This window comes from Nesterenkonia suensis, assembly GCF_054782935.1.
In genome coordinates, this window is record NZ_BAAGRN010000007.1 from 55,352 (window position 1) to 76,138 (window position 20,787).

The 20,787-nt window shown below is 70.1% G+C and carries 22 protein-coding genes; 2 read left to right on the top strand and 20 right to left on the bottom strand.

From position 1 onward, the window contains the following. Positions 1-35 precede the first annotated feature (35 nt). The 8 genes from ACYVKI_RS08030 to idi all read right to left on the bottom strand — a co-directional run bounded on the left by ACYVKI_RS08030 (position 36) and on the right by idi (position 6,381). Entirely contained in the window at positions 36-506 is a 471-nt protein-coding gene (locus ACYVKI_RS08030) for a pyrimidine dimer DNA glycosylase/endonuclease V (RefSeq protein WP_460689830.1), read from the bottom strand. Between the two features lie 2 nt (positions 507-508). After that, positions 509-1,738 (bottom strand): ferrochelatase, encoded by a 1,230-nt coding sequence (locus ACYVKI_RS08035; protein ID WP_460689831.1) that lies wholly within the window; start codon positions 1,736-1,738, stop codon positions 509-511. An 80-nt stretch (positions 1,739-1,818) separates the two neighbouring features. Beyond that, positions 1,819-2,667 (bottom strand): prenyltransferase, encoded by an 849-nt coding sequence (locus tag ACYVKI_RS08040; RefSeq protein WP_460689832.1) that lies wholly within the window; start codon positions 2,665-2,667, stop codon positions 1,819-1,821. After that, entirely contained in the window at positions 2,664-3,017 is a 354-nt protein-coding gene (locus ACYVKI_RS08045; protein ID WP_460689833.1) for a lycopene cyclase domain-containing protein, read from the bottom strand. The genes ACYVKI_RS08040 and ACYVKI_RS08045 overlap by 4 nt, the downstream gene beginning before the upstream one ends. Continuing rightward, entirely contained in the window at positions 3,014-3,352 is a 339-nt protein-coding gene (locus ACYVKI_RS08050; protein ID WP_460689834.1) for a lycopene cyclase domain-containing protein, read from the bottom strand. Before ACYVKI_RS08050 ends, ACYVKI_RS08045 begins: the two co-directional genes overlap by 4 nt. After that, positions 3,345-4,925: a phytoene desaturase family protein gene (gene crtI / locus ACYVKI_RS08055; protein ID WP_460689835.1), complete on the bottom strand. Its 1,581-nt coding sequence runs from the start codon at positions 4,923-4,925 to the stop codon at positions 3,345-3,347. Before crtI ends, ACYVKI_RS08050 begins: the two co-directional genes overlap by 8 nt. Further along, positions 4,922-5,815: a phytoene/squalene synthase family protein gene (locus ACYVKI_RS08060; RefSeq protein ID WP_460689836.1), complete on the bottom strand. Its 894-nt coding sequence runs from the start codon at positions 5,813-5,815 to the stop codon at positions 4,922-4,924. The genes crtI and ACYVKI_RS08060 overlap by 4 nt, the downstream gene beginning before the upstream one ends. Continuing rightward, positions 5,812-6,381, bottom strand: coding sequence for an isopentenyl-diphosphate Delta-isomerase (gene idi / locus ACYVKI_RS08065; protein WP_460689837.1), 570 nt, complete (start codon positions 6,379-6,381; stop codon positions 5,812-5,814). The genes ACYVKI_RS08060 and idi overlap by 4 nt, the downstream gene beginning before the upstream one ends. A gap of 64 nt (positions 6,382-6,445) precedes the next feature. On the opposite strand from idi, the gene ACYVKI_RS08070 reads away from it, so the two are divergent. Then, on the top strand, positions 6,446-7,003 hold the full coding sequence (locus tag ACYVKI_RS08070) for a MarR family winged helix-turn-helix transcriptional regulator (protein ID WP_460689838.1): 558 nt from the start codon (positions 6,446-6,448) through the stop codon (positions 7,001-7,003). Here ACYVKI_RS08070 and ACYVKI_RS08075 read toward each other — a convergent pair. After that, entirely contained in the window at positions 6,954-8,435 is a 1,482-nt protein-coding gene (locus ACYVKI_RS08075) for an SDR family oxidoreductase (RefSeq protein WP_460689839.1), read from the bottom strand. The genes ACYVKI_RS08070 and ACYVKI_RS08075 overlap by 50 nt on opposite strands. A 113-nt stretch (positions 8,436-8,548) precedes the next feature. On the opposite strand from ACYVKI_RS08075, the gene ACYVKI_RS08080 reads away from it, so the two are divergent. Further along, positions 8,549-9,475, top strand: coding sequence for a GNAT family N-acetyltransferase (locus ACYVKI_RS08080; RefSeq protein ID WP_460689840.1), 927 nt, complete (start codon positions 8,549-8,551; stop codon positions 9,473-9,475). A 65-nt stretch (positions 9,476-9,540) separates the two neighbouring features. Here the strand turns inward: ACYVKI_RS08080 and ACYVKI_RS08085 are convergent, their stop codons facing one another. The 11 genes from ACYVKI_RS08085 to ACYVKI_RS08135 all read right to left on the bottom strand — a co-directional run bounded on the left by ACYVKI_RS08085 (position 9,541) and on the right by ACYVKI_RS08135 (position 20,706). Continuing rightward, complete coding sequence (locus tag ACYVKI_RS08085) at positions 9,541-10,731, bottom strand: endo-1,4-beta-xylanase (protein WP_460689841.1); 1,191 nt, start codon at positions 10,729-10,731, stop codon at positions 9,541-9,543. Between the two features lie 154 nt (positions 10,732-10,885). Further along, positions 10,886-11,347, bottom strand: coding sequence for a GyrI-like domain-containing protein (locus ACYVKI_RS08090; protein WP_460689842.1), 462 nt, complete (start codon positions 11,345-11,347; stop codon positions 10,886-10,888). Between the two features lie 145 nt (positions 11,348-11,492). Then, on the bottom strand, positions 11,493-12,584 hold the full coding sequence (locus ACYVKI_RS08095) for an alkene reductase (protein WP_460689843.1): 1,092 nt from the start codon (positions 12,582-12,584) through the stop codon (positions 11,493-11,495). 170 nt (positions 12,585-12,754) lie between these two features. Next, entirely contained in the window at positions 12,755-12,970 is a 216-nt protein-coding gene (locus ACYVKI_RS08100) for a hypothetical protein (RefSeq protein WP_460689844.1), read from the bottom strand. Next, on the bottom strand, positions 12,955-14,289 hold the full coding sequence (locus ACYVKI_RS08105) for a glycoside hydrolase family 127 protein (RefSeq protein WP_460689906.1): 1,335 nt from the start codon (positions 14,287-14,289) through the stop codon (positions 12,955-12,957). Before ACYVKI_RS08105 ends, ACYVKI_RS08100 begins: the two co-directional genes overlap by 16 nt. Before the next feature lie 9 nt (positions 14,290-14,298). Beyond that, the gene (locus ACYVKI_RS08110) at positions 14,299-14,490 is read right to left on the bottom strand and encodes a hypothetical protein (RefSeq protein ID WP_460689845.1); all 192 of its coding nucleotides are present in this window, start codon (positions 14,488-14,490) and stop codon (positions 14,299-14,301) included. A 318-nt stretch (positions 14,491-14,808) separates the two neighbouring features. Next, positions 14,809-16,302: an arabinosylfuranosidase ArfA gene (arfA, locus tag ACYVKI_RS08115; RefSeq protein WP_460689846.1), complete on the bottom strand. Its 1,494-nt coding sequence runs from the start codon at positions 16,300-16,302 to the stop codon at positions 14,809-14,811. Between the two features lie 194 nt (positions 16,303-16,496). Next, positions 16,497-17,513, bottom strand: a complete 1,017-nt coding sequence (locus tag ACYVKI_RS08120) for a LacI family DNA-binding transcriptional regulator (RefSeq protein ID WP_460689847.1) — start codon at positions 17,511-17,513, stop codon at positions 16,497-16,499. A gap of 182 nt (positions 17,514-17,695) precedes the next feature. Further along, positions 17,696-19,297, bottom strand: a complete 1,602-nt coding sequence (locus tag ACYVKI_RS08125; RefSeq protein WP_460689848.1) for a molybdopterin-dependent oxidoreductase — start codon at positions 19,295-19,297, stop codon at positions 17,696-17,698. 70 nt (positions 19,298-19,367) lie between these two features. Further along, positions 19,368-20,147 (bottom strand): anti-sigma factor, encoded by a 780-nt coding sequence (locus tag ACYVKI_RS08130; protein WP_460689849.1) that lies wholly within the window; start codon positions 20,145-20,147, stop codon positions 19,368-19,370. Next, positions 20,137-20,706 carry a sigma-70 family RNA polymerase sigma factor gene (locus ACYVKI_RS08135; RefSeq protein ID WP_460689850.1) on the bottom strand — a complete coding sequence of 190 codons (570 nt, stop codon included), beginning with the start codon at positions 20,704-20,706 and terminating at the stop codon, positions 20,137-20,139. The genes ACYVKI_RS08130 and ACYVKI_RS08135 overlap by 11 nt, the downstream gene beginning before the upstream one ends. Positions 20,707-20,787: the final 81 nt, after the last annotated feature.

Here is a 20,787-nt window from a genome sequence, read left to right on the forward strand (position 1 = left end):
GTCAGGGAACCGACCACGGGGGCGCCCCCAGCGCATCAGGGGCGCTCCCAGCTCTCCACCGCGCCGGGGACCTCGATGAACAGCGGGTGCACCGGCCATCGTCCGGCGCCGTCCGGGGACGCCGCGTCGAACGCGTCGAAGTCGGCCAGCAGCTCCGGGGAGCGGCGGGCCAGTTTGGCCCGGAGGTGGTCGGCTTCGAAGCCGAGTTGGCCGGAGGTGACGGGGATCGGCGTCGTCACGCGCTCGGCGGAGCCCGCCGATGGGTGGAGGATGCGGTCGGCGTCGAACCGGTATCCGCGCGCCTCGGCCTCCTGGTGGAGGCCGGTCAGGTAGGCCCCGACGGCCGCCTCAGGATCGTCGTGGGCGCGGAACCGTTCCAACTGCGGGTGGCGGGTATAGCCGCGGGTGCGTCCGAGCAGCACGGCCTGGGCCAGCAGGGCCTCCCGCCAGCAGGCGATGAGACCCTGCCGGTCCAGCAGGCGGGGATGCAGTGACCAGAGCCGCATGACTACGGCGCCACCCCAGCCGCGGCGGGGCTGAACCCCCGGCGGACGTTCTCGCAGCACTCGGGCCGGCAGACGTCGTACCAGGGCCCGAGGTCCGTGACATGCGGCCGGTCGGCTGTCGGGACAGCCTGCATGCGCTCCTCGAGCAGGTCCACCAGGCTGGCGACGAAGGCCTCATGGACGCCCGGGGTGGGGGTGCGTACGGCACGCAGACCGGCCTGCTCGGCGGCCTCCATGGCTTCTTCGTCCAGGTCCCACAGGACCTCCATGTGGTCGCTGAGGAATCCCAGCGGGACCACGATGACGGCCCGCACACCCTCGCCCGGGAGCTCGGCGATCCGGTCGCAGACGTCCGGCTCCAGCCATGGCTGCGAGGGCGGGCCGGAGCGGGACTGGTACACCAGCTCCCAGGCGGTGGTCTCCTCCGCGGCTCCCTCCTCGCGCAGCTGCTCCATGATCTGCCGGCCCACGGCGCGGTGCTGGGCGGCGTAGGCCCCGCCGTCGCCGAGCCCCAGCTCACGGGGTCCGGAGCGCTCCGCATCGGCGGTCGGGATGGAGTGGGTGGCGAACAGCACCCGGACCTGCCCGCCGGTGAGGCCTTCGGCGGCGAAGCCGCGGACGGCCTCGGCCACGCCCTCGGCGAAGGGCTGGACGAAGCCGGGCACGTCGAAGAACTGCCGCACCTTGTCGATGCGCACGACGCCGGCCAGGCCGGTGTCCAGCACAGCACGGGCGAAGTCCTCGCGGTACTGGCGGCAGGAGGAGTAGGAGCTGTAGGCGCTGGTGGCCACCGCCAGCAGACGGGTGTGGCCGGCCTCGGCGGCCTGTTTCACCGTGTCCTCCAGGTAGGGCGCCCAGTTGCGGTTGCCCCAGTAGACGGGCAGCTGCAGGCCGCGGGCGCGCATCTCCTCCTCGATGGCCTGACGCAGCTGGCGGTTGTGCTCGTTGATGGGACTCACCCCGCCGAAGTGCCGGTAGTGCGTGGCGACCTCCTCCAGCCGCTCATCGGGGATGCCCCGGCCGCGGGTCACATTGCGCAGGAACGGGATGACGTCCTCCTGACCTTCCGGGCCGCCGAAGCCGGCGAGCAGGACGGCGTCGTAGTCCTGGGCCGTGGTCACATGCGGTGGCCCGTCAGCCGACGCTTCGGTGGCGAAGGGGACTTCGCCGGGACGGACCGCGGCAGACGAGGTCTCCCCCGGCTGCGGGGAGCTGGGGTGCGTGTCAGACATGATGGTGCTCCTTCTCTCGGGTGTCTCAGACGTCTCGGGACGTGTCGGGACGTGTCAAGGTGATGAGTTCGATGTGGCGGTCATGCGGCCTGGATGAGCAGGATGGTCAGCGCCGCGCCGGCGGCATAGTTCAGCCGGAGGAAATGCCTCCAGCCCCGGTGCGCCTGAGCAGCCTCGGCATCGGTGAGCGACCGGTGGGGCAGGGCCAGGGCCACATAGGGCAGCACCAGCAGTCCGGCGAGCGCACCGGGCCATCCCGTCCCGATCACGATCACTCCGGCGGCGGCCCAGAGCGCCAGCGCGAACCTGACGGTCCGACGGGCGCCGAACACCGTGCCGATCGAACTGATTCCCGCGGCGCGGTCCGGCCCGATGTCCTGGACCGCGCCGAAGGCGTGGCTGGCCATCCCCCAGAGCAGGAAGGCCCCCAGCGCGCAGACCACCACGACGTCGAGGTCCGCGCCGACCAGGGCAAGACCGTAGGCGGCAGGCGTGACGAAGTGCAGACTGGAGGTCAACGAGTCGAGCACCGGGATCTCTTTGGTGCGCAGCGGCGGAGCCGAGTACGCCACCAGCGCCGCCAGGCTCACGCCCAGCACCGCCCAGGAGACGGGGTCGCCGAGGAGCACCAGCACGACCACGAACGGCAGAACCGCGGCCGCACTGATCACCAGCAGGGGCCGGTGGTGCCGGACGTCCAGCAGGGCTCCCTCCGCGCCGCCCTTGCGTGGGTTGGCCTGATCTGAGGCGTAGTCGTAGACGTCGTTGATGCCGTAGAGCGCGAGGTTGTACGGCACCAGGAAGAACACGGTGCCGACGATCAGCGCGGGTTCCAGGCCTCCGCCGGCGAGCAGCCAGGCGGCGGCGAAGGGGTAGGCCGTGTTGATCCAGCTCAGCGGACGGGAGGCCCGCAGCAGATCAGCTGTCATGCGGCCTCCTTCTGGCTCCGGCGCGGCTCGAGCAGGGCCCAGAGCGCAGGCAGCAGGATCACGGCGGCCACCGGGTAGGCGAAGTCCTCGATCGGTGCCAGCCCGAGACGCAGTCCAGAGATGCTCTCCTCCGCATAGCTGAACAGCCCCACAGCGATCATGAGGTTGTCGAAGACCGCCGTCAGCAGCACCAGCACGAGTCCGCCGAGCGCGGCCGCCGGCATGAGCCGACCCGTGCCGTCGGCCGCAGGGCGCCCCCGCCGGGACCGCACTCCGGCGGCCGCTGACGCAACCGTGACGGCGACCCCCAGGAACACCAGGCACAGCAGAAGGTACGTCCATTCGGTCATGAGCGCTCCCTCCCGGTCAGCAGCTGCTGAGACCCCAGGGTGACCACCATGGCCAGGTGGCACAGGAACAGCAGAAAGATGAGCTCCTCCAGTGGCAGCTCGGGGGCCAGCATGACGCCGGTCATGAAGGGGGCGGGCCCGTGGAGGAACACGCCCAGGGCGATCCCGGCCAGGTCCCAGGCCAGGAAGAACACCGTTCCGAGGGCCAGGACGGCTCCGGCCCGCAGGGGGTTCCGGAAGAGGAACAGCCTGAAGCGGGCATCCACCAGGAGGATGCAGCCCCAGGAGACCAGCAGAGCGATCAGGTAGGCCATGCTCATCAGCGTCTCAGGCATGGACACCCCCGGTGAGCGCCTCCGGGCGAGCCGGGCGCCCACCCCGCAGGGAGCTGCGCACGAGCTCAGCGCTGATCAGGCACATCGGCACGCCGATGCCAGGCATGGTCGTGGCTCCTCCGTAGAAGAGGCCGTTCAACTTCCGAGAGCGGACGGGGCCTCGGAGGAAGGCGCTCTGCCGCAGCGTGTGGGCGGGACCCAGCGCTCCGCCGCGCCAGGCTCCGAAGTCGCGGGCGAAGTCGGCCGGTCCGATGGAGCGTCGCACTACGATGCGGGAGGCGAGGTCGTCGATTCCGGCCCAGTCCGCGATCTGCCGGATGGACTCGTCGACCATCTGCTCCACGGGGAGGTCTCCGGCGCCGTCGACACCTCCGGCACCCAGGGCCGGGTCAGCACGGGTCGGCAGCAGCACGAAGAGGTTCTCGTGGTCGGGCGGGGCGACGTCGTCGGTCGCACTGGGCCGGCACACATACAGGGAGCGCGGTGGTCCGCCAGCGGGCCGCGCGCCGGAGATCTCGTCGAATCCTCTCTGCCAGTCCCGGGTGAAGAACAACGAGTGATGGGCCAGTTCGGGCAGGGCGCCCCGCACGCCGAGCAGGGCCAGCACTGCCCCGGGGCCCGGGTCCCGGCGTCGCCAGGACCTGGGCGATCGGGTGCGGTGCTCCGGAGACAGCAGGGCGGTCTCGGTGTGGTGCATGTCGGCCGTGGAGACCACCACGTCTGCCGGGAGGAACTCGGGCCGCCCATCGGATCGGCTGATATGGACCCCCGTCACATGCCCCCGTGCGGCGGCGATGTGCCGCACCCGGCAACGGGTCCGCAGCCGGGCTCGCTGAGCCTCGGCGAGTCCCGCCACCGCCCGCACCACCGCGCTGAACCCGCCACGGGGGTGCAGCACCTGCTGGTTGATGTCGAGGTGACTCATCAGGTGGTACAGGCTCGGTGCGGAGCGCGGCGAGGTTCCGAGGAACACCGCGGGGTAGCCCAGGATCTGTCGCACCCGAGGGTCGTCGGTATGACGGGCGATGAACGACTCGAGCGGCTCGGTGAGCATCCGCAGCAGAGTCGGCAGCCGGCCGAGCAGCGCCGGATCCACGAAGTCGGACGGTCGCTCGTAGCTGGAGTAGAGCAGGCGCTCCGTGGCCAGGCGACTGATCCGTGCGGCCGAACTCAGGTACTCGGGCACACGTCCAGGGGGCGTTTCCAAGGCCTGCAGCGCCTGCAGCGAGTCGTCGGCCGGCAGGTCGAAGGGGACCGGGTCGTCCTCGAAGAAGACCCGGTAGGCGGGGTCCAACGGAAGCAGTTCGAGCTGCTCCTCGGTGGAGGTCCCCAGCTCCGCGAAGAAGCGGTCGAAGATCTCGGGCATCAGGAACCACGAGGGGCCGGTCTCGAAGCGGAAGCCCTCGTGATGCCATTGCCCCGCTCGACCTCCGAGCTCGGCATGCGCCTCGACCAGCGTCACGTCCAGGCCGTCGCGAGCCAACAGGGCGGCGGTGGCCAGACCCGCGAAGCCTCCGCCGATGACGACGGCGGTGCGCGCCCCCTCGGCCCGCTGGCCGCGGGCCGGGCTCACCGAAGTCCTCCCCGTACCGCGGGGAGCAGGGCCTGCAGAAGCAGCTGCATCCTGACTCGCCGCGGCACGGAGACCCGCCGCCGCTGCAGCTCAGCGACGGACGTGCGCCGCAGCCGTGCGGCGACCTCTTCGAAGAGCCGCGTGGCAAGATCGGTGGCACGACGCGCTCCCGGGGGCAGCAGGGGGATCGCGCGACGGGCCGCCCCGAGGTCGGCCTCGATGTCCGCGAGGATCTCGATCTTGCGGGCTTCGCTGAGCTCACCCGGCACGGCACCGGGGAAGTAGGCCCTGCCGAGCTGTTCAGCGTCCTCGTGCAGATCTCGGAGGAAGTTGATCTTCTGGAAGGCGGCACCCAGCCGGACCGCACCCGTCTCAAGCTGGGTCATCTGGTCCGCGGGCGGGGCCGCGTCCTGCAGGAAGACCCGCAGGCACATCAGTCCCACTGCCTCGGCCGAGCCGTGGACATACCGTCGGTACTGCTCCTGGCTCAGCGAGTGGACCGGCTCCAGGTCGCGCCGCATGGACCGGAAGAAGGCCTGCACCAGAGCCTTCTCGACGCCGGCGGCACGGGCCGCGGAGGCGAAGGCGTGCACAATGAGGTTGCTGCTGAAGCCGGTGCCCATGGCGGAGATCGTTTCGGCCTCGAGGGTGTTGAGCACCTCGCCTCGGCGGCCAGCGTCGAGCCCGGCTTCTTCGGCGGTGCCGTCGACGATCTCATCGGCCACGCGGACCAGCGAGTAGATGCTGCGGATGCCGGCACGGGTGCTGGCCGGCAACAGGCGTGTCGCGGTGCCGAAGGACGTGGAGTACTCGTCGATGACACGCGATGCCGCGCTCTGCGCCGCCTGCGTGTACAGGGTCAGTCCGCTCACCCCGGAGTCTGCACTCATGGCGAGTCCTCTGGGGCGTACGGGGACTCGCCGGCACTCGCGTAGAGCGCCATCTGAGGCACCTGCAGGACCAACCACGGGCTGAAGGCCCATGGCGCGGAGTCGACAGCGGCGCGCAGCTGATCGGTGGAAGTCCATCTCCAGTCGAGGACCTCGTCCGGGTTCGGCGCCGGGTCTCCGTGCAGGGTGGCGGTGACGACGGGACAGATCTCGTGCTCCACCACGCCGGAGGCGTCGACGGCACGATAGGAGAAGTCGGGCAGCACCGACGTCGTGTCCGTCACCTCGACGTTCAGCTCGTGGCGTGCGTGGCGCACCACGGCCTCCTCCAGGGTCTCTCCCGGGGCGGGGTGGCCGCAGAAGGAGTTGGTCCAGACGCCGGGCCAGGTACGTTTGGTCAGCGCACGTCGTGTGACCAGCACCTGACCGAGAGGATCCGTGAGATGGCAGGAGAAGCCTCTGTGCAGCGGCGTGTCCGTCGTGTGCACTGCACTCTTCAGGGCCGTCCCGAGGGGTCGCCCGTCCGGAGCGACGAGCACCACGTGCTCTGCTCGATGGTCATCCATACGTCACGCCAATCATCTAGCCTATCTAGTATCTAACTTGGCTAATCATAACCGAGGTATCTCCATGACGCACCCCACCGACCCCTCCGACCGCCCCGAGGACTCCTCCATGATCGACCCCCGCGTGATGGACCCTGACGGGGAGATCGTGCCCCATGCGCACGTCGACGAGGAGGAGATGGACCAGATCGTCGCGGTGCTGGAGGCCATGCGCCGCTGGCGCGCTGTGGAGCGCAGGATGAGCGAAGCCTCACGGAAGTACATGAAGCTGGGCGAGACCGACATGCGAGCCCTGCGTTACATCATCGCCGCCCAGCGGCACGACCGACTCGCCACTCCGAGCGACCTCGCCCGGCACCTGGGCGTCTCCACAGCATCGGTGACGAAGATGCTGGATCGGCTGGCCGGCCACGATCACATCCGCCGACTGCCCCATCCGGAGGATCGGCGCAGCACCGCCATCGAAGTCACCGAGCAGACCCAGCGCGTCGCCCGCGAGTCTGTCGGGCGCAGCCACGCCGGCCGGTTCCACGCCGCGGCGGCACTCTCCCCTGACGAGCGAGAGGTCGTGATCAGGTTCCTCGACGCTCTGTGCGCGACCGAGCCTCCGCCTCAGCAGTGAGCCGCGCGGCCATGTTCCGGAAGATCACCGCATGGAACGGGGTCAGCGCCAACCAGTAGAGTCGCCCGGCCAACCCGGACGGGAAGAAGATCGCGCGCTGCGTGTACGTGGATCCGCCGTCGGCCTCCGGCTCGACCGTGAACTCCAGCCACGCCTGGCCGGGGACCTTCATCTCCGCACGCAGGCGCAGCAGACGCCCGGGGTCCAGCCGCTCCACTCGCCACCAGTCGACCACGTCGCCCAGCTGCAGAGTCTCTCTGCTGCGGCGCCCTCGCCCCAGACCCACACCCCCGATGATCTTGTCGGCGTAGCCGCGCAGCCGCCAGGCCTTCGACAGCGAGAAGTACCCCTTCTCGCCGCCGATCCCCTGCACCACAGCGAAGACCTCCTGTGGTGGGGCTGTGGTCCGGACCGCCCGTTCATCACTGAGCACGGTGCGCCCGGACCACTCGGGATCGGACGGCAGCGGCTCGGAGGGCGCCTCCAACGGATGTGCGGCCGCCCACGTGGTCTCCACCCGGTCGGCGGTCATCTTCTCCAACGCGAGGTCCACAGCGACCCGGTAGCGGGTCAGCCCAGCCTCCGGGGGTGCGATGAGCTCGTCGATCCCCCGCTCCTGGACCACGCAGTCGTGTTGGAGCGACTGGACCAGCGGGATCGCCAGGGAGCGCGGGATAGGCGTGACGAGGTTGACCCACTGCGCCGCCAGCCAGGGGGTCAGCACCGGCAGCGGCAGCACGGTGGGCTCGCGGAGCCCGGCGGCGCGAGCATAGGTCTTCATCAGGTCGGCATAGGTGTGCACATCGGGACCTCCGATGTCGCACCGTCGGCTGGCCGACAGGTCGACGTCGGCGGCACGGGTCAGATAGTGGAGCGCGTCACGGACTGCGATGGGTTGGATGCGGTTCATCACCCAGCGAGGCGAAGGCATGACGGGCAGTACGTCAGTCAGGTGCCGGATCATCTCGAAACTGGCCGAGCCCGAACCGATGACCAGCCCCGCCTGCAGCGTGAGGGTCGGAACTCCACTGGCTTCCAGGATCTCGCCGACCTCGACACGCGACCGCAGGTGGGGGCTGAGCTCACCGTCCGGGTGCAGGCCCGAGAGGTAGACCACCAGACGGACACCCGCCTGGACTGCGGCCTCCCCCACGGTGTCGGCGCACTGCTTGTCCGTGGCGGCGAAGTCCTTCCCGCCGGTCATGGAATGGACCAGGAAGTAGACCACGTCAGCATCGGCGCACAGCCTCCGGGCCGGATCGGCCTCGGAGAGATCACCCTGCACGACCTCCACCTCGTCACGCCAGGGCACGTCCCGCAATGATTCCGCTCGCCGGGTCAGCACCCGCACCGTATGGCCGGCTGCGAGCAGCTGAGGCACGAGTCGGCCACCGATGTATCCGGTCGCTCCTGTGACGGCGATCAGCGCCATGGACGTCCTCCTCCGGTCTCTGACCAGCTGATGGCTCACGGTAGCACCGACCTCGGCCGCAGCTCACCGGCTCCGCCGTTGCCGGCTCGACGTCGGCGGTCTATCGTCGTCACGTGACGAATGCTGCCGCGCACCCCACACTGCGCTTCCGCGAGGCGACCCGGGAGGATCTGCCCCGGATCGTCGAGCTGATCCGGGACGACGCCGTGGCCGCCGACCGCACCGGCACATACTCTCAGGCGCATGAGCGAGGGTTCGACGCCGTCGCCGCGAGCCCGAACGACGAGCTGATCGTCGCGGAGATCGACGGCGACGTCGTCGGCGTCATGCAGCTGACCTTCATCCCCGGCATTGCGCGCCACGGCATCACCCGCCTGCACGTGGAGGCCGTCCGAGTGGACCGGAGTCTGCGCGGCCAGCGCATCGGGGAGCAGATGGTGAGATATGCCGAGGAGCGCGGCCTCACCCGCGGCTGCGGGCTGGCGCAGCTGACCTCCGACGCCGTCCGCGAGGACGCCCACCGCTTCTACGAGCGCATCGGGTACACGCCCTCGCATGTGGGGTTCAAGAAGCCGCTCTCTCCGGTGGAGCTGCGGGAGGTCAGCGTGGACGACCCGCTGGCCCGAGAGGCGCAGCGGGCCTATGTGACCGAGCTGCACGACCGGTTCGGCTTCGCCCCTGGCCCGCTGGACGCCCCGGAGCCCGGCTCCCGGTATCTGGTGGCGGTGTGTGAGAACCGGTCGGTGGCCTATGGAGGGATCCGGCCCGCCGTCGGCCGCGCCGGGGCGATCATCGACGGCGCCGCAGAGATCAAGCGGCTGTGGGTCGCCCCGCAGAGGCGAGGCGTCGGCCTCGCCTCTCAGCTGGTCCGTCGACTCGAGGAGATGGCTGGAGTCGCCGGGCACCGCAGGGTGCTCCTGGACACCCACAGCGCACTCGGTGAGGCGATCGCCTTCTACGAGCGAGCCGGGTACCGACGCATCGATCGCTACAACGATAGTCCCGACGCCGAGGTGTTCTTCGCCAAGGAGCTCAGCTGACTGCCTGACGGCGCCCGCTCCCACCGTCGAGTGGGGAGGAACTCACCACGGAACCAGACCCGTCCTCAACGCACCACGACGTCGGCGGCCGCCTCCCCCGAGGCGTCCACGTCGACGGCCACACTGGCCCTGCCGATAGTGAGCTCATGCTCCCCGAGGAAAGCTTCGAAGCGCAGGCGGCCGGCGTCGTCGGTGCGGACCGTGGACTCAGGAGTCCGCCACTCTTCGGTGACGAGCGTCTTGAGCCGGTGATAGGCAGGTTTGGGCGAGCCGTCGGAACGCAGCAGCCCACCCGGCGCGCCGAGCCACATGCCGCGGTCCGGCAGCCCCCAGTAGGTGATGGACTCCACTGAGGGGTGGGAGTAGAGCGTCCTGTAGTGCTGCTCGAGGTCCTCGGCCTGCCGCTGCTCGCCGTCGTCGGTGGTGGGCCAGTGGTCCACCTGCCAGTCGTTGAGGTCGCGGATGTGGCCGAGCATCAGGTCCCCGGAGAGGATCGTGGTCTCCGTGAAGTGGATCGGGATCCCGTAGCGGGAGAACCGGTCCAGCACCTCGAGAGTCTTCTCCTCGCCCCAGGCACCCTGGTGCATATGGGACTGCAGGCCCAGCCTGTCGATGCGGACGCCGGCCTCCAGCACGCCCTCGATGAGGCACTCGTAGGCGGTGGACATGTCGAAGTCGTTGAGCAGCAGCGTGGCGTCCGGGTTCGCGGCCCGAGCCTCCTCGAAGGCGAGGCGGACCATCTCGAGGCGGCCACGCTCATGCGCCAACCGGGTGATGCCGTTGTCCTCGGCGGTGAACACCGGCATGATGACCACCTCGTTGATGGCGTCCCAGGTGTCGATGAGCCCGGCGAACTCGGAGACGTCGCGGCGGATACGGTCCCGCTGGGCGCGCTCGATCTCGTCCACCTCCAGGTCCAGCAGCCACGGGGCGGCCACCGTGTGCCAGACCAGCGGGTGGCCCCTGACCTCGATGCCGCGCTGGGCGAACCACCGCGCCCCAGCCAGCAGCCGCTCGGTACGAGGCCTGCCCCGCTCGGGCTCGAACATGCCCCAGTAGAAGGGCAGGGTGGCGCGGTTGAACACCGCCAGCCAGTGCTCGGCCAGCCCGGCATCGTAGTCAGGGTCCTGGGATTCGCCGATGATGTGGTCCAGCAGCTCAAAGCCGATGCACCCGAATCCGAAGTCCTGGGAGGCCTGCCGGATGGTGACGTCGCGGCCAGCCAGCGGGGCGCCGTCGTCGCCTGTCAGTGTCACCGTCACCTGAGCACGGCGGTGAGCGAGGGTTGGATCGGAGGTGCGCCCGGGCGCAGGCGGCGTGAACAGCGAGGTCATTCCGCCAGTCTGCCAGAACAGTGTGTGATCGGTCACATGTGGGACCTCCGACGACGCCGGTCCTCGACCGCTCTGCTCAGCCGGCGTCGCGCACCGGCTGCTGCAGCTCGGTGATCCAGTCGTGCTGGTCCTCGGACTCGGCACGGACGTACAGCTCCCGGCACGGCCCGGAAGGCTCCAGCCCGCGGGACACCATCTCGGCATGCAGCGCCTGCCAGCTCTCATGGATGCCGGTGACCGGGCCGTGGTGCGCCGTGCACAGCGCATGCTCCTGCCCGGCCAGGTGCACGATGCTGAAGGCCTCGTGCGGCTCGCCGTCATAGGCATAGCCGACCACGATCCTCAGGCCGTCAGTCTCGGAGGTGTAACAGGCGACCGGCGTGTCCAGGGCACCAGGAGAGTCACCGATGACCTCCGCGACAGCGGCGAACGAGGGACCGATGTGCCCGCCGACCTGAGCCTGGTCAGACACCGTGGCGGTGCGGGCGGCCAGACGCAGCTCCGGAAGCGGCTTCTCGAGGAACTCGGTGATGGGCATGTCTCCATCACACCGCTGGGGAGGGTGCCCGCGTCAACACCTGGTCTCTTCCACCCGTCGGGTTGAGCTGGTGCGTTTCGGCCGGAAAGCCGATGAATAAGCGCCCATTCCGGCCGAAACGCACCAGCTCAACCACGAGAGGAGATCAGCCCTGCCAGGCGGGGTAGTCGGTGTACCCGCGGGCGCCTCCGGCGTAGAAGGTCTCCGGGCGGGTCTCGTTCTCTCCGAGGCCCTCCTCCCAACGGCGCAGCAGGTCCGGATTGGCGATGGCAGCCCGGCCGACCGCGACGACGTCGACCGTCTCCTCGGCGAGCAGCCGCAGCGCCTCCTCGCGCGTGGTGGGCACCGCGAAGCCGCTGTTGCCCACCAGCGGGGCGCCGGTGATCCGCCGGATGGTCTGGACGAGCTCACCGGGCAGGTCGGCGGAGAGCACGTCCACGAAGGACAGGCCCAGCGGCGCGAGCCCTTCGGCGAGGGCGGTGTAGGTGGCCAGTGCGTCGGCGTCATCGCTCTCGAGGGCTCCCTGGATGTCGTGCTGCGGGGAGAGCCGGATACTGGTGCGCTCGGCCCCGATGGCCTCGGCCACGGCACGGGTGACCTCCACGGACAGCCGCGCCCGGTTCTCCGGACTGCCGCCGTAGGTGTCCTCGCGCAGGTTCGAGGTCGGAGAGGTGAACTGATGGAGCAGATAGCCGTTGGCGCCGTGGATCTGGACGCCGTCGAACCCGGCGGCGACGGCGTGGCGCGCCCCCTGGACGAACGCGTCGATGATGTCCGGGATCTCGTCGGCGGTCAGGGCGTGCGGAACCGGATGGTCCTTCTTGCCCTCGGGGGTGCGGATCTCTCCGGGGGCGGCGAGCGCGCTCGGGGCCACGATGCGCCCCGTGCCGGTGAACAGCTCATGCGAGATCCGGCCGCCGTGCATGATCTGCAGGACGATGGTGCCGCCGGCGGCGTGGACGGCCTCGGTGACCTTCTTCCAGCCGTCGATGTGCGCCTGGGTCTCGATGCCGGGCTGGCCGGTCCAGGTGCGGCCCTCACGCACCGGCCAGGTGCCTTCGGTGATGATCATGCCCAGGGAAGCGCGCTGGGCGTAGTGCTCGACCTGCAGGTCGGTGGGCACGCCGTCGTCGTCGGCGCGGAGCCGGGTCAGCGGAGCCATGGCGAGGCGGCTGCGCAGCTCGAGGGAGCCGAGGGACAGGGCGGAGAAGAGCTTCTCCTGGACGGCGATGGTCATCAGCACGGTCCTTTCACCGAGACGGGACGTTCCGGTGGCGAGCAACCACGGCCAGAAGGCATTGATTCCTGCAGGTGCCGGAGTTCACAGCGGAGCCGTCCCGGTTGAGCTGGTGCGTTTCAGCCCGAATGCGGCCTCAGATCCGCTCATTGCGGCCAAAACGCACCAGCTCAACGGGGATCTGGCGCCGGAACCCAGACACGCATGGCGCCGTCGCCCCGGTTGCCCCACAGCCCGAAGGGCACCAGCCGAGCGGTGAACCGCTCGCCGACCCCGACGGCGTCCGTCACCGGCGGGTACAGCTCCCCCTCCGCCTCCCGCCGGGCTCGGAGCGGCACGACGACGGCGGGCACGCCGAGGATCTCGCCGCTCACCGCGGGGAGCATGCCGCCCTCCTCGGGGCCTCCAGTTCGACGTCCTCCAGCTGGAACCCTACCTCCAGGACCGTCGGCGGCAGGTCCCGCGACTCCAGCGCATAGACGGCCGGCCCGCGCGTCACGGCGCGCTGCCCACGCAGGGCGTCGGCCCGGTGATGGGGACGACGCAGCACCACGGGCAGCTCGACATCCACTGCCGCTGAGGTCAGCCCCGCCGGCAGATGCAGCCACCCCTCAGCGACCTCGGCGCCCGCAGGAAGCTCCGCCTCCTGCGCCAGCACCGCGCCCTCGGGCATCCGCACCTGCACCGGGACCGGGCAACCCTGCCCGCCGTCGCCGGTGAAGCGCAGCCGCAGCGCTCCGCCCCACGGGAGGTCCGAGTCCACGGTCAGCAATCCGGAGCCGCCGTCGTCGACGACGGGGACCTCTGCGGAGACCGGCATGATCACGGCCAGCCGGCCCTCGGCTGTGCGCGCCGCCACCGCATGGCGCAGCGAGGCGAGCAGCCGGGCCAGGTTCGGCGGACAGCAGGCGCATTCGTACCACTCGGCCCGTCCGCTGGGGGCCTGCTCATGGACCCCGGTGCGGTGGGTGCGCATCTGCAGCGGGCAGGAGTAGAAGAACCGGGTTCCGGTCTCATCGACGGCGGCACGGACCGCGTTGTAGAGCACGCGGTCCATCGCGGCCCCGTAGCGGGCGTCCCCGGTGGTCAGCAGCAGCCGTCGGCTGAGCATCCAATCGGCGATCGCCGCGCAGGTCTCCGCGTAGCCGCGGTCCGGCGGGATCTCATAGGGATCGCCGAAGGCCTCATCCCGGTGCCGGGAGCCCATGCCTCCGGTGATATGGGCCTTGCTCCGATGCGCGGACTCCCAGAGCCGCACCACGGCCTCCAGCAGCTCGGCGTCCTGGAGCTCCACGGCGACGTCGACGGCCCCGGTCAGCAGGTACAGCTGGCGCACCGCGTGGCCGGCGGCGTCGTCAGCCTCGCGCACCGGCTGATGGTCCTGGAAGTCGGCGGCCCCGAGGCCGTCGGGCCCGAGGGTGTCATGCCCACGGGCCTCCACCATCGCGGCGGCCAGCGCCAGATGCTCCGGGCCGCCCAGCACCCGATGCAGGTCCACCAGGGCAGACTCCGCCTCGGCGTGCCCGCAGACGATGGGCTCACCGTCCCGCCATCGCCGCACCACCAGGTCCGCGAACCTCCTGGTGAGCGCGATGAGCTCGTCACGGGCCGCGGACAGGGCGGCGTCGCGGGCGATCGCCTCGGACCCCGGATCCACCAGCGCCCAGGCCACCGCCGCCTGGGCCAGATGCCCCAGGCAGTACAGCTCGTGGTGTCAGCGTATGTTCTCCCAGGGAGTGCGCCCGTCGGTCTGGCAGAAGGAGTTCAGATAGCCGTCCTCGCGCTGGGCGCGGCCCAGCAGGGCGACGGCGTCGACGGTGAAGTCCCGCAGCTCGGCCGCGAGCGTCTCACCCCGCTCGGCGGCCCGCTGCGCCTCCCCGCCGATCGCTTCGAGCACCTTGTGCACATCCGAGTCGAAGAACAGGAACCCTTCCCGGGGTCCGGAGTGCTCTCCGGTGACCCGGCGCAGGTTGTTCAGCGCCCCGCGGCGTTCGAGCTACTCGAGGCAGCGGGGCAGGGTCGCGGTGCGGTTCGTCCGCTCCCACTCCCCCAGCCAACTGTGGGGTGCCAAGTGGACGCCGGGGACCGGACGCGCCCACGCCGTCGTCGTGCTGTCCATCTCGACTCTCCTCAATCCTTTCCGTTGGGCTGGTGCGTTTCGGCCCGAAAGAGGCTCCAGGACGCGCCATTCCGGCCGAAACGCACCAGCTCAACAGGGGTCAGCTCACTGCAGCCCGACCGCCGTCCAGGAGACCGGCTCCAGGCGGATAGTCAGGGCGCCGTCGGTCAGGTCCGCCTCGGCGTCCCGCAGGCCGACCCTCTCCGGCTGCTCCAGCGTGTTCTTCGCGTAGACGTCCTCGTCCCAGAGGGTCACGGCCTCCGAGATGCCGGAACGCTCCAGCGCGGCGATGTCCACGGTGACGTCCACGGCCTCGCGGCTGCGGTTGAGCAGGAAGATCGCTGAGCCGTCCTCGCCGTCGGTGGCCACGCAGTCCACCGCCGAGTTGGCCCCGTAGACCGTCGACTCCACCGTCTGGGCGTGGACCTCGGGGCGCAGCACGCGGCCCTGCGCCAGCCGGGAGGTCACCGAGAAGGGGAAGAACGTGGTCTGTTTCCAGGCCGGGCCGCCCGGCTCGGTCATGATGGGAGCGATCACGTTGACCAGCTGCGCCAGAGAGGCGGAGCGGACGCGGTCGTGGCGCTCCAGCAGGGTCATCAGCAGGGAGCCGAAGACGACGGCGTCGGCCACCGAGTAGACGTCCTCCAGCTGACGCGGGGCGATGCGCCACTCCTCGTTGACCTCGTCAGAGGCCTGATGCTCGTCGAGGTACCAGATGTTCCACTCGTCGAAGGAGATCATGATGGTCTTCTCCGACTTGCGGCGATGCTTCACATGGTCGGCGGTGGCCACCACCGTGTCGATGAAGTACCGCATGTCGACCGCCGAGGCCAGGTAGGAGTCCAGGTCCCCGCGGCGCTCCTGGTAGTAGGCGTGGGCGGAGATGAAGTCCACGTGGTCATAGGCGTGCTCCAGCACCGTGCGCTCCCACTCGCCGAAGGTCGGCATGGAGGAGCCGGAAGAGCCGCAGGCCACCAGCTGCAGGTCCCGCTGGGCGGCCTTCATGGCCTGACCCGTTCGCGCGGCGAGCTTGCCGTAGTCCTCGGCGGTCATGAACCCGGTCTGCCAGGGGCCGTCCATCTCATTGCCCAGGCACCACATGGTCACGTTCCACGGGTCCGGATAGCCGTGCTCGGCACGCAGGTCGCTCAGCGCGGTGCCGGAGGGGTGGTTGGTGTACTCCAGCAGGTCCAGGGCCTCCTGGATGCCGCGGGTGCCGAGGTTGACCGCGAGCATCAGCTCGCTGTCCAGCTGCTGCAGCCAGGTGGCGAACTCGTTGAGGCCCACCTGGTTGGTCTCCAGCGCGTGCCAGGCCAGGTCTCGGCGGACCGGGCGCTGCTCGCGGGGCCCGACGCCGTCCTCCCAGCGGTAGCCGGAGACGAAGTTGCCCCCGGGGTACCGGATGGTGCTGACCCCCAGCTCCTTGACCAGGGCGGTGACGTCCTGGCGAAAGCCGAGCTCGTCGGCCTCGGCGTGGCCGGGCTCGTAGATGCCGTCGTAGACGTGACGGCCGAGATGCTCGACGAAACCGCCGAAGATGCGGCGGTCCAGAGGGGCGACGACGGCGTCAGGGTCGATGCGGATGCTGGCGGAGGTCATGGGGTCCTTCCTGAGGGTCTGGTCAGCGCGTTACATCGTTGGAATATATTACAACGTTGAAAACGTGGCTTCTGCTATGGTGGCCCCACTCACCCCCGGGCGTCAAGGCCGCGGACGGCAGAGACCTCCGTGCGGGGGCCGACGGCAGCCCCAGCTCGGGCGCCGCCAGGACCCCGACATGCCGGATCCTGCACTCAGGCCGTGGACTCCCGGGGCACCACCCGGTAGGTGGTCGTGTACTGCCGAGGAGGCGCAGACTCGGCTCCGGTGAGCCGCTCCTCAATGCGCTCGAGCAGCACATGGACCGCCGTCTGCGCGATCGCCATCCGCCCGGGATCCACCGAGGACAACGTCGGAGCGGTGTACCGCGTCTCTTCGAGGTCGTCGAAGCCGATGATCCGGACGTCCTCCGGCACTCGACGGCCGGCGTCCTGCAGGGCCCTCATCGCCCCCAGGGCGAGCGTGTCATTCATCCCGAAGACCCCGTCCACCTCGACACCGGAGGCGAGCAGCTCGCGCATCGCCTCCGCACCGTCGTGCCGATGCCACCGCCCCACATAGGAGACCAGCTCCTCCTCCACCGGCAGCCCCGCCGCCTGCAGCGCCTGTACGTACCCGCTCAGCCGCAGCGCCGCCGAGCCCTGATCTTCGTCCCGGTGGGCACCAATCACAGCAATCCGCCGGCATCCGGCCTCAAGAAGGTGCTCCGTGGCAGCCCGCGCGGCCGCGACGTTGTCCATCACGACGTGGTCGCAGGGGCCGTCGAAGATCCGCTCCCCCAGCAGCACCAGCGGGTAGTCGACGTCGAGAAGGTCCACATCCGCCTGGGAGAGCGCCAGCGGGCTGAAGATCAGACCATCGGTGAGCTGCAGGCGCGGGCTGCGCAGCAGCTCCCGCTCCGACGAGACCTCGGCGCCGGTCTGCTCGATCAGCACCGTATGCCCGCGCTCCTTGGCCTCGGTGATCACCGAATCGGCGAGCTCGGCGAAATACGGCAGCCGCACCTCCGGCAGCGCGAGCCCGATGACCCCGGAGCGTCCGCTGCGCAGACTGCGGGCCGACAGGTTGGGGCGGTACCCCAACTCGTCGATGGCCTCCTGCACCACCTGACGGGTGGAGTCCTTCACGTACTGCCGCTGGTGCACCACATTGGAGACCGTCTTGATCGAAACTCCGGCGCGCTGGGCGACGTCGCGCAGTGTGACGGCCATATGCTCCCTCGTGCTCCCTCCTGGGACCTGCTCAGCCCTCCTGGGACCGGTCTGAGACCACCGTACAACGCGGGTGAGCGCGTTGCGTGACACAGCTGGCAGTCACACAGGTGGCAGTGACGCAGCAGACCCAGAGCCTGCCCGAGGCCGACCCGGGACCGACCCGGGGCCGACGCGAAGCCTCATTCGACCTGAAACTCGATGCGGTGACGCCCGGTGGCGGCATTCGGGATCGGGTCACGGCGCTCACCGGTCTGCACCTGCCCGGACGCGGTGATCGCACGGACGGTCACCGCATGCCTGCCCGGCTCCACCCCTTCGAGGGGCAGCCGCCACTGCCGCCAGGTGTCCACGGTGACCTCGGCGCCCAGTTCGGCCTCCTGCCAGTCGCCGTCGTCGAGCATGACCTCCACTGCGGCGATGCCGTCATGCTGCGCCCAGGCGGCCCCGGCGACGACGGCCTCGTCCCGGGGCACCGTGGCCAGCGGACGGGGCACATCGATGCGTGAGGAGACCAGGACCGGGCCTCTCTCGTCCCACCCCCGGTCCGTCCAGTAGGCGGTGTCCTGATCGAAGCGGGTCAGTCGGAGCTCCACTACCCATTTCGTCGCCGAGACGTACCCGTAGAGCCCCGGGACGACGAGCCGGGCGGGATACCCGTGCTGTCGGGGCAGCGGCTCGCCGTTCATCCCCACCGCCAGCAGCGAGGCCCGCTCATCGGTGAGCACCTCCAGCGGCGTCGAGGCGGTGAAGCCGTCGACTGACCGGGAGAGCACCATGTCCGCCTCGGGCAGGGGGCGCGCCCGGGCCAGCAGCTCTCGCACGGGGAACCCCAACCAGGTGGCGGTACCCAGCAGATCGCCGCCGACAGGGTTGGACACGCACGTCAGGGTGACGTGGTGCTCCTCCAGCGGCAGCTCCAGCAGCTCGCTCATGTCGAGGCTGACCTCCTGCTCCACCATGCCGGTGATCCGCAGGGTCCACTCACCGGGCTCCAGCTCCGGAACGACCAAGGCGGTGTCGATGCGGTAGAAGTCGTCATTGGGCGTGATGAACGGGGGCACACCTGCAACGTCGACCGACGCGGCGGCGGGAACCGGCGACGCCGGGTGGGCGGGCCGCGGCAGGACCAGCTCGACCAGTCGTTGACCCGTCTCGCGGCCGAAGGCCCCGATCGATCGTCCGACGGCGAAGCAGGTGATCGCCAGCGCCGTCGCCCCCGAGGCCGCCGCCAGGAAGGCTCGTCGTGAGCCGGAGTCCTCACGAGAGGACGGGTCTCGCACACGATCGGGGTCCGGGCGGACGGCAGACCCGAAGCGCCGATCGCGGGGCGACGCTTCGGCGAGCCTCCAGAGGCCGAGCAGGACTCCGAGTCCGACGACGGCGCCCAGGATGCTGGGGACCAGGTCAGCGGCCGTGGTCTCAGGCCGATGTGCCACCGCGACGCCGATGATCATCGCCACCATGAGGAACGCCCCGGAGGCGAGCCGACGACGGCGCCGGCCGAGGGCACCGATGCCGGCGGCCATCGCCGCGCCGACCAGCCCCATGCCCAGGAACAGCACGGGCTTGTTCCACGGCCCCAGCACAGAGATCGCCATCTCCTGGACCGCAGGAGGTGAGAACTCGATGACCGTGGACCCGAGCGCGACCAGCGGCGAAGCAGTCGGCTGGAAGGCCCGGGCGATCACATCTCCGACACCCAGGAGCACGGCGGCGGCGAGCACTCCGGCGGCGGCATGCCGCCGGTGCGCCCAGATCCTTCTCCATGGTTCTGTGTCCATGACCTGTGTTCGGAGCCGACCACCGGTCGGATGGGGCGTGCGGCCCTCCCGGTGCGGAGCGGTCAGCCCCTCACAGTTCGGCGACGACCAGCGGCTCTGAAGTCGGCTGCTCCGAGCCTCCTTCGGGTTCGACGGTGATGCCGAAGGCCGCATCGGCGGAGAAGGACGGTTCCGTGATGACCGCGGGCGATTCGGCGGTCATCAGACCGGCATCATGGGCTCCGTCCTGGTCGATGATCCACATCTGCAGGTCCTGGCCCTCATCGGGGTCGGCCATGTCATGCGGGGTGACCAGGATCAGCTGCTCGGCGACCGAGTAGGACACGGTCACACTGGACCCGTCGCCGACCTCGACATGCTGTGCGGCCAGATCCGCCGCGCCCAGGAGACGCTGGGCCTCCTGCTGCTCGCCGTCGAGCGCGGCGACGGTCTCGCGCAGCTGCTCGTTCTCCGCGTGGATACGCAGCGCCGTGCCTCCCAGCACCGCACACAGCAGCAGGAGCAGAGAGGCTGCCAGAGCGAAGTAGAGCGCCGGACGGTTCCGGCGCGGACGGGAGCGGTCCGGCACCGGGCGCGCCTCCGACTCCGGAGCGTGCTCCGATGCGGCGGTCTCAGGGGGCGCGGCCTCGGCCGTCTGGCCAGGGATGGACAGGATGGCACGCGCCGTCTCGTCCGAGGGGGCCACCGGCTCGTCGTCTTCGGCGACGAGCGCCATGGTCTCATCGAAGTCCGCCACCTCACGGGCGAACTCTGCGTCCTCGTGGAGGAGCCGCTCTGCCTCGGCGGTCTCCTCAGCACTCAGGCCACCGAGCACGTAGCCCGCCGCGAGATATTCTCGATCAGCGCGCATCGGTCACCCCCAATGAACTCCGTAGCCGTCGCATGCCGTCCCTGATCCTGGTCTTCACAGTGCCCAGAGGAACGCCGAGATGGTCTGCGATCTCGACGTGCGTCATGCCGCGATAGTAGGCGAGCGCGATCGCCCGCGCCTGGTCCTCCGGCAGTCTCTCCACCGCTCGTGCCGCCCGGGCTGACTCGATGTTCTCCAGCGCCTCGTGCTGCACGTCCGGGGCCGTCTGCCGCAGCTGATGCTCCCCGTGGGCGGTGTCGCGCTCCCGCTGGGCGCTGACCGAACGCACGCGGTCGATCGCCCGCCGACGGCAGATGGTCACCAGCCACGCCCGGCCGCTGCCGCGGGCAGGGTCGAAGCGGGAGCAGTCCTCCCACACCTCGGCGAAGACGTCCTGCAGGATCTCTTCGGCGAGCGCGCGGCTGCGCACGATCCGGACGATGACGGACAGCAACACAGAGCCCTGGAGCCGGAAGAGCTCTTCGAACGCCGCAGAGTCGCCGCCCGCCGTGCGGACGAGCAGCTGGCCGCAGGGATCCGGTCCGCCCGCAGGAGGCACAGATCCCCTACCTGTCGGACTGCCCTCGGATGCGACCATGTCACTAGCATGCCAGGTCCGTCCGCCGTCGGGTACTTCTGC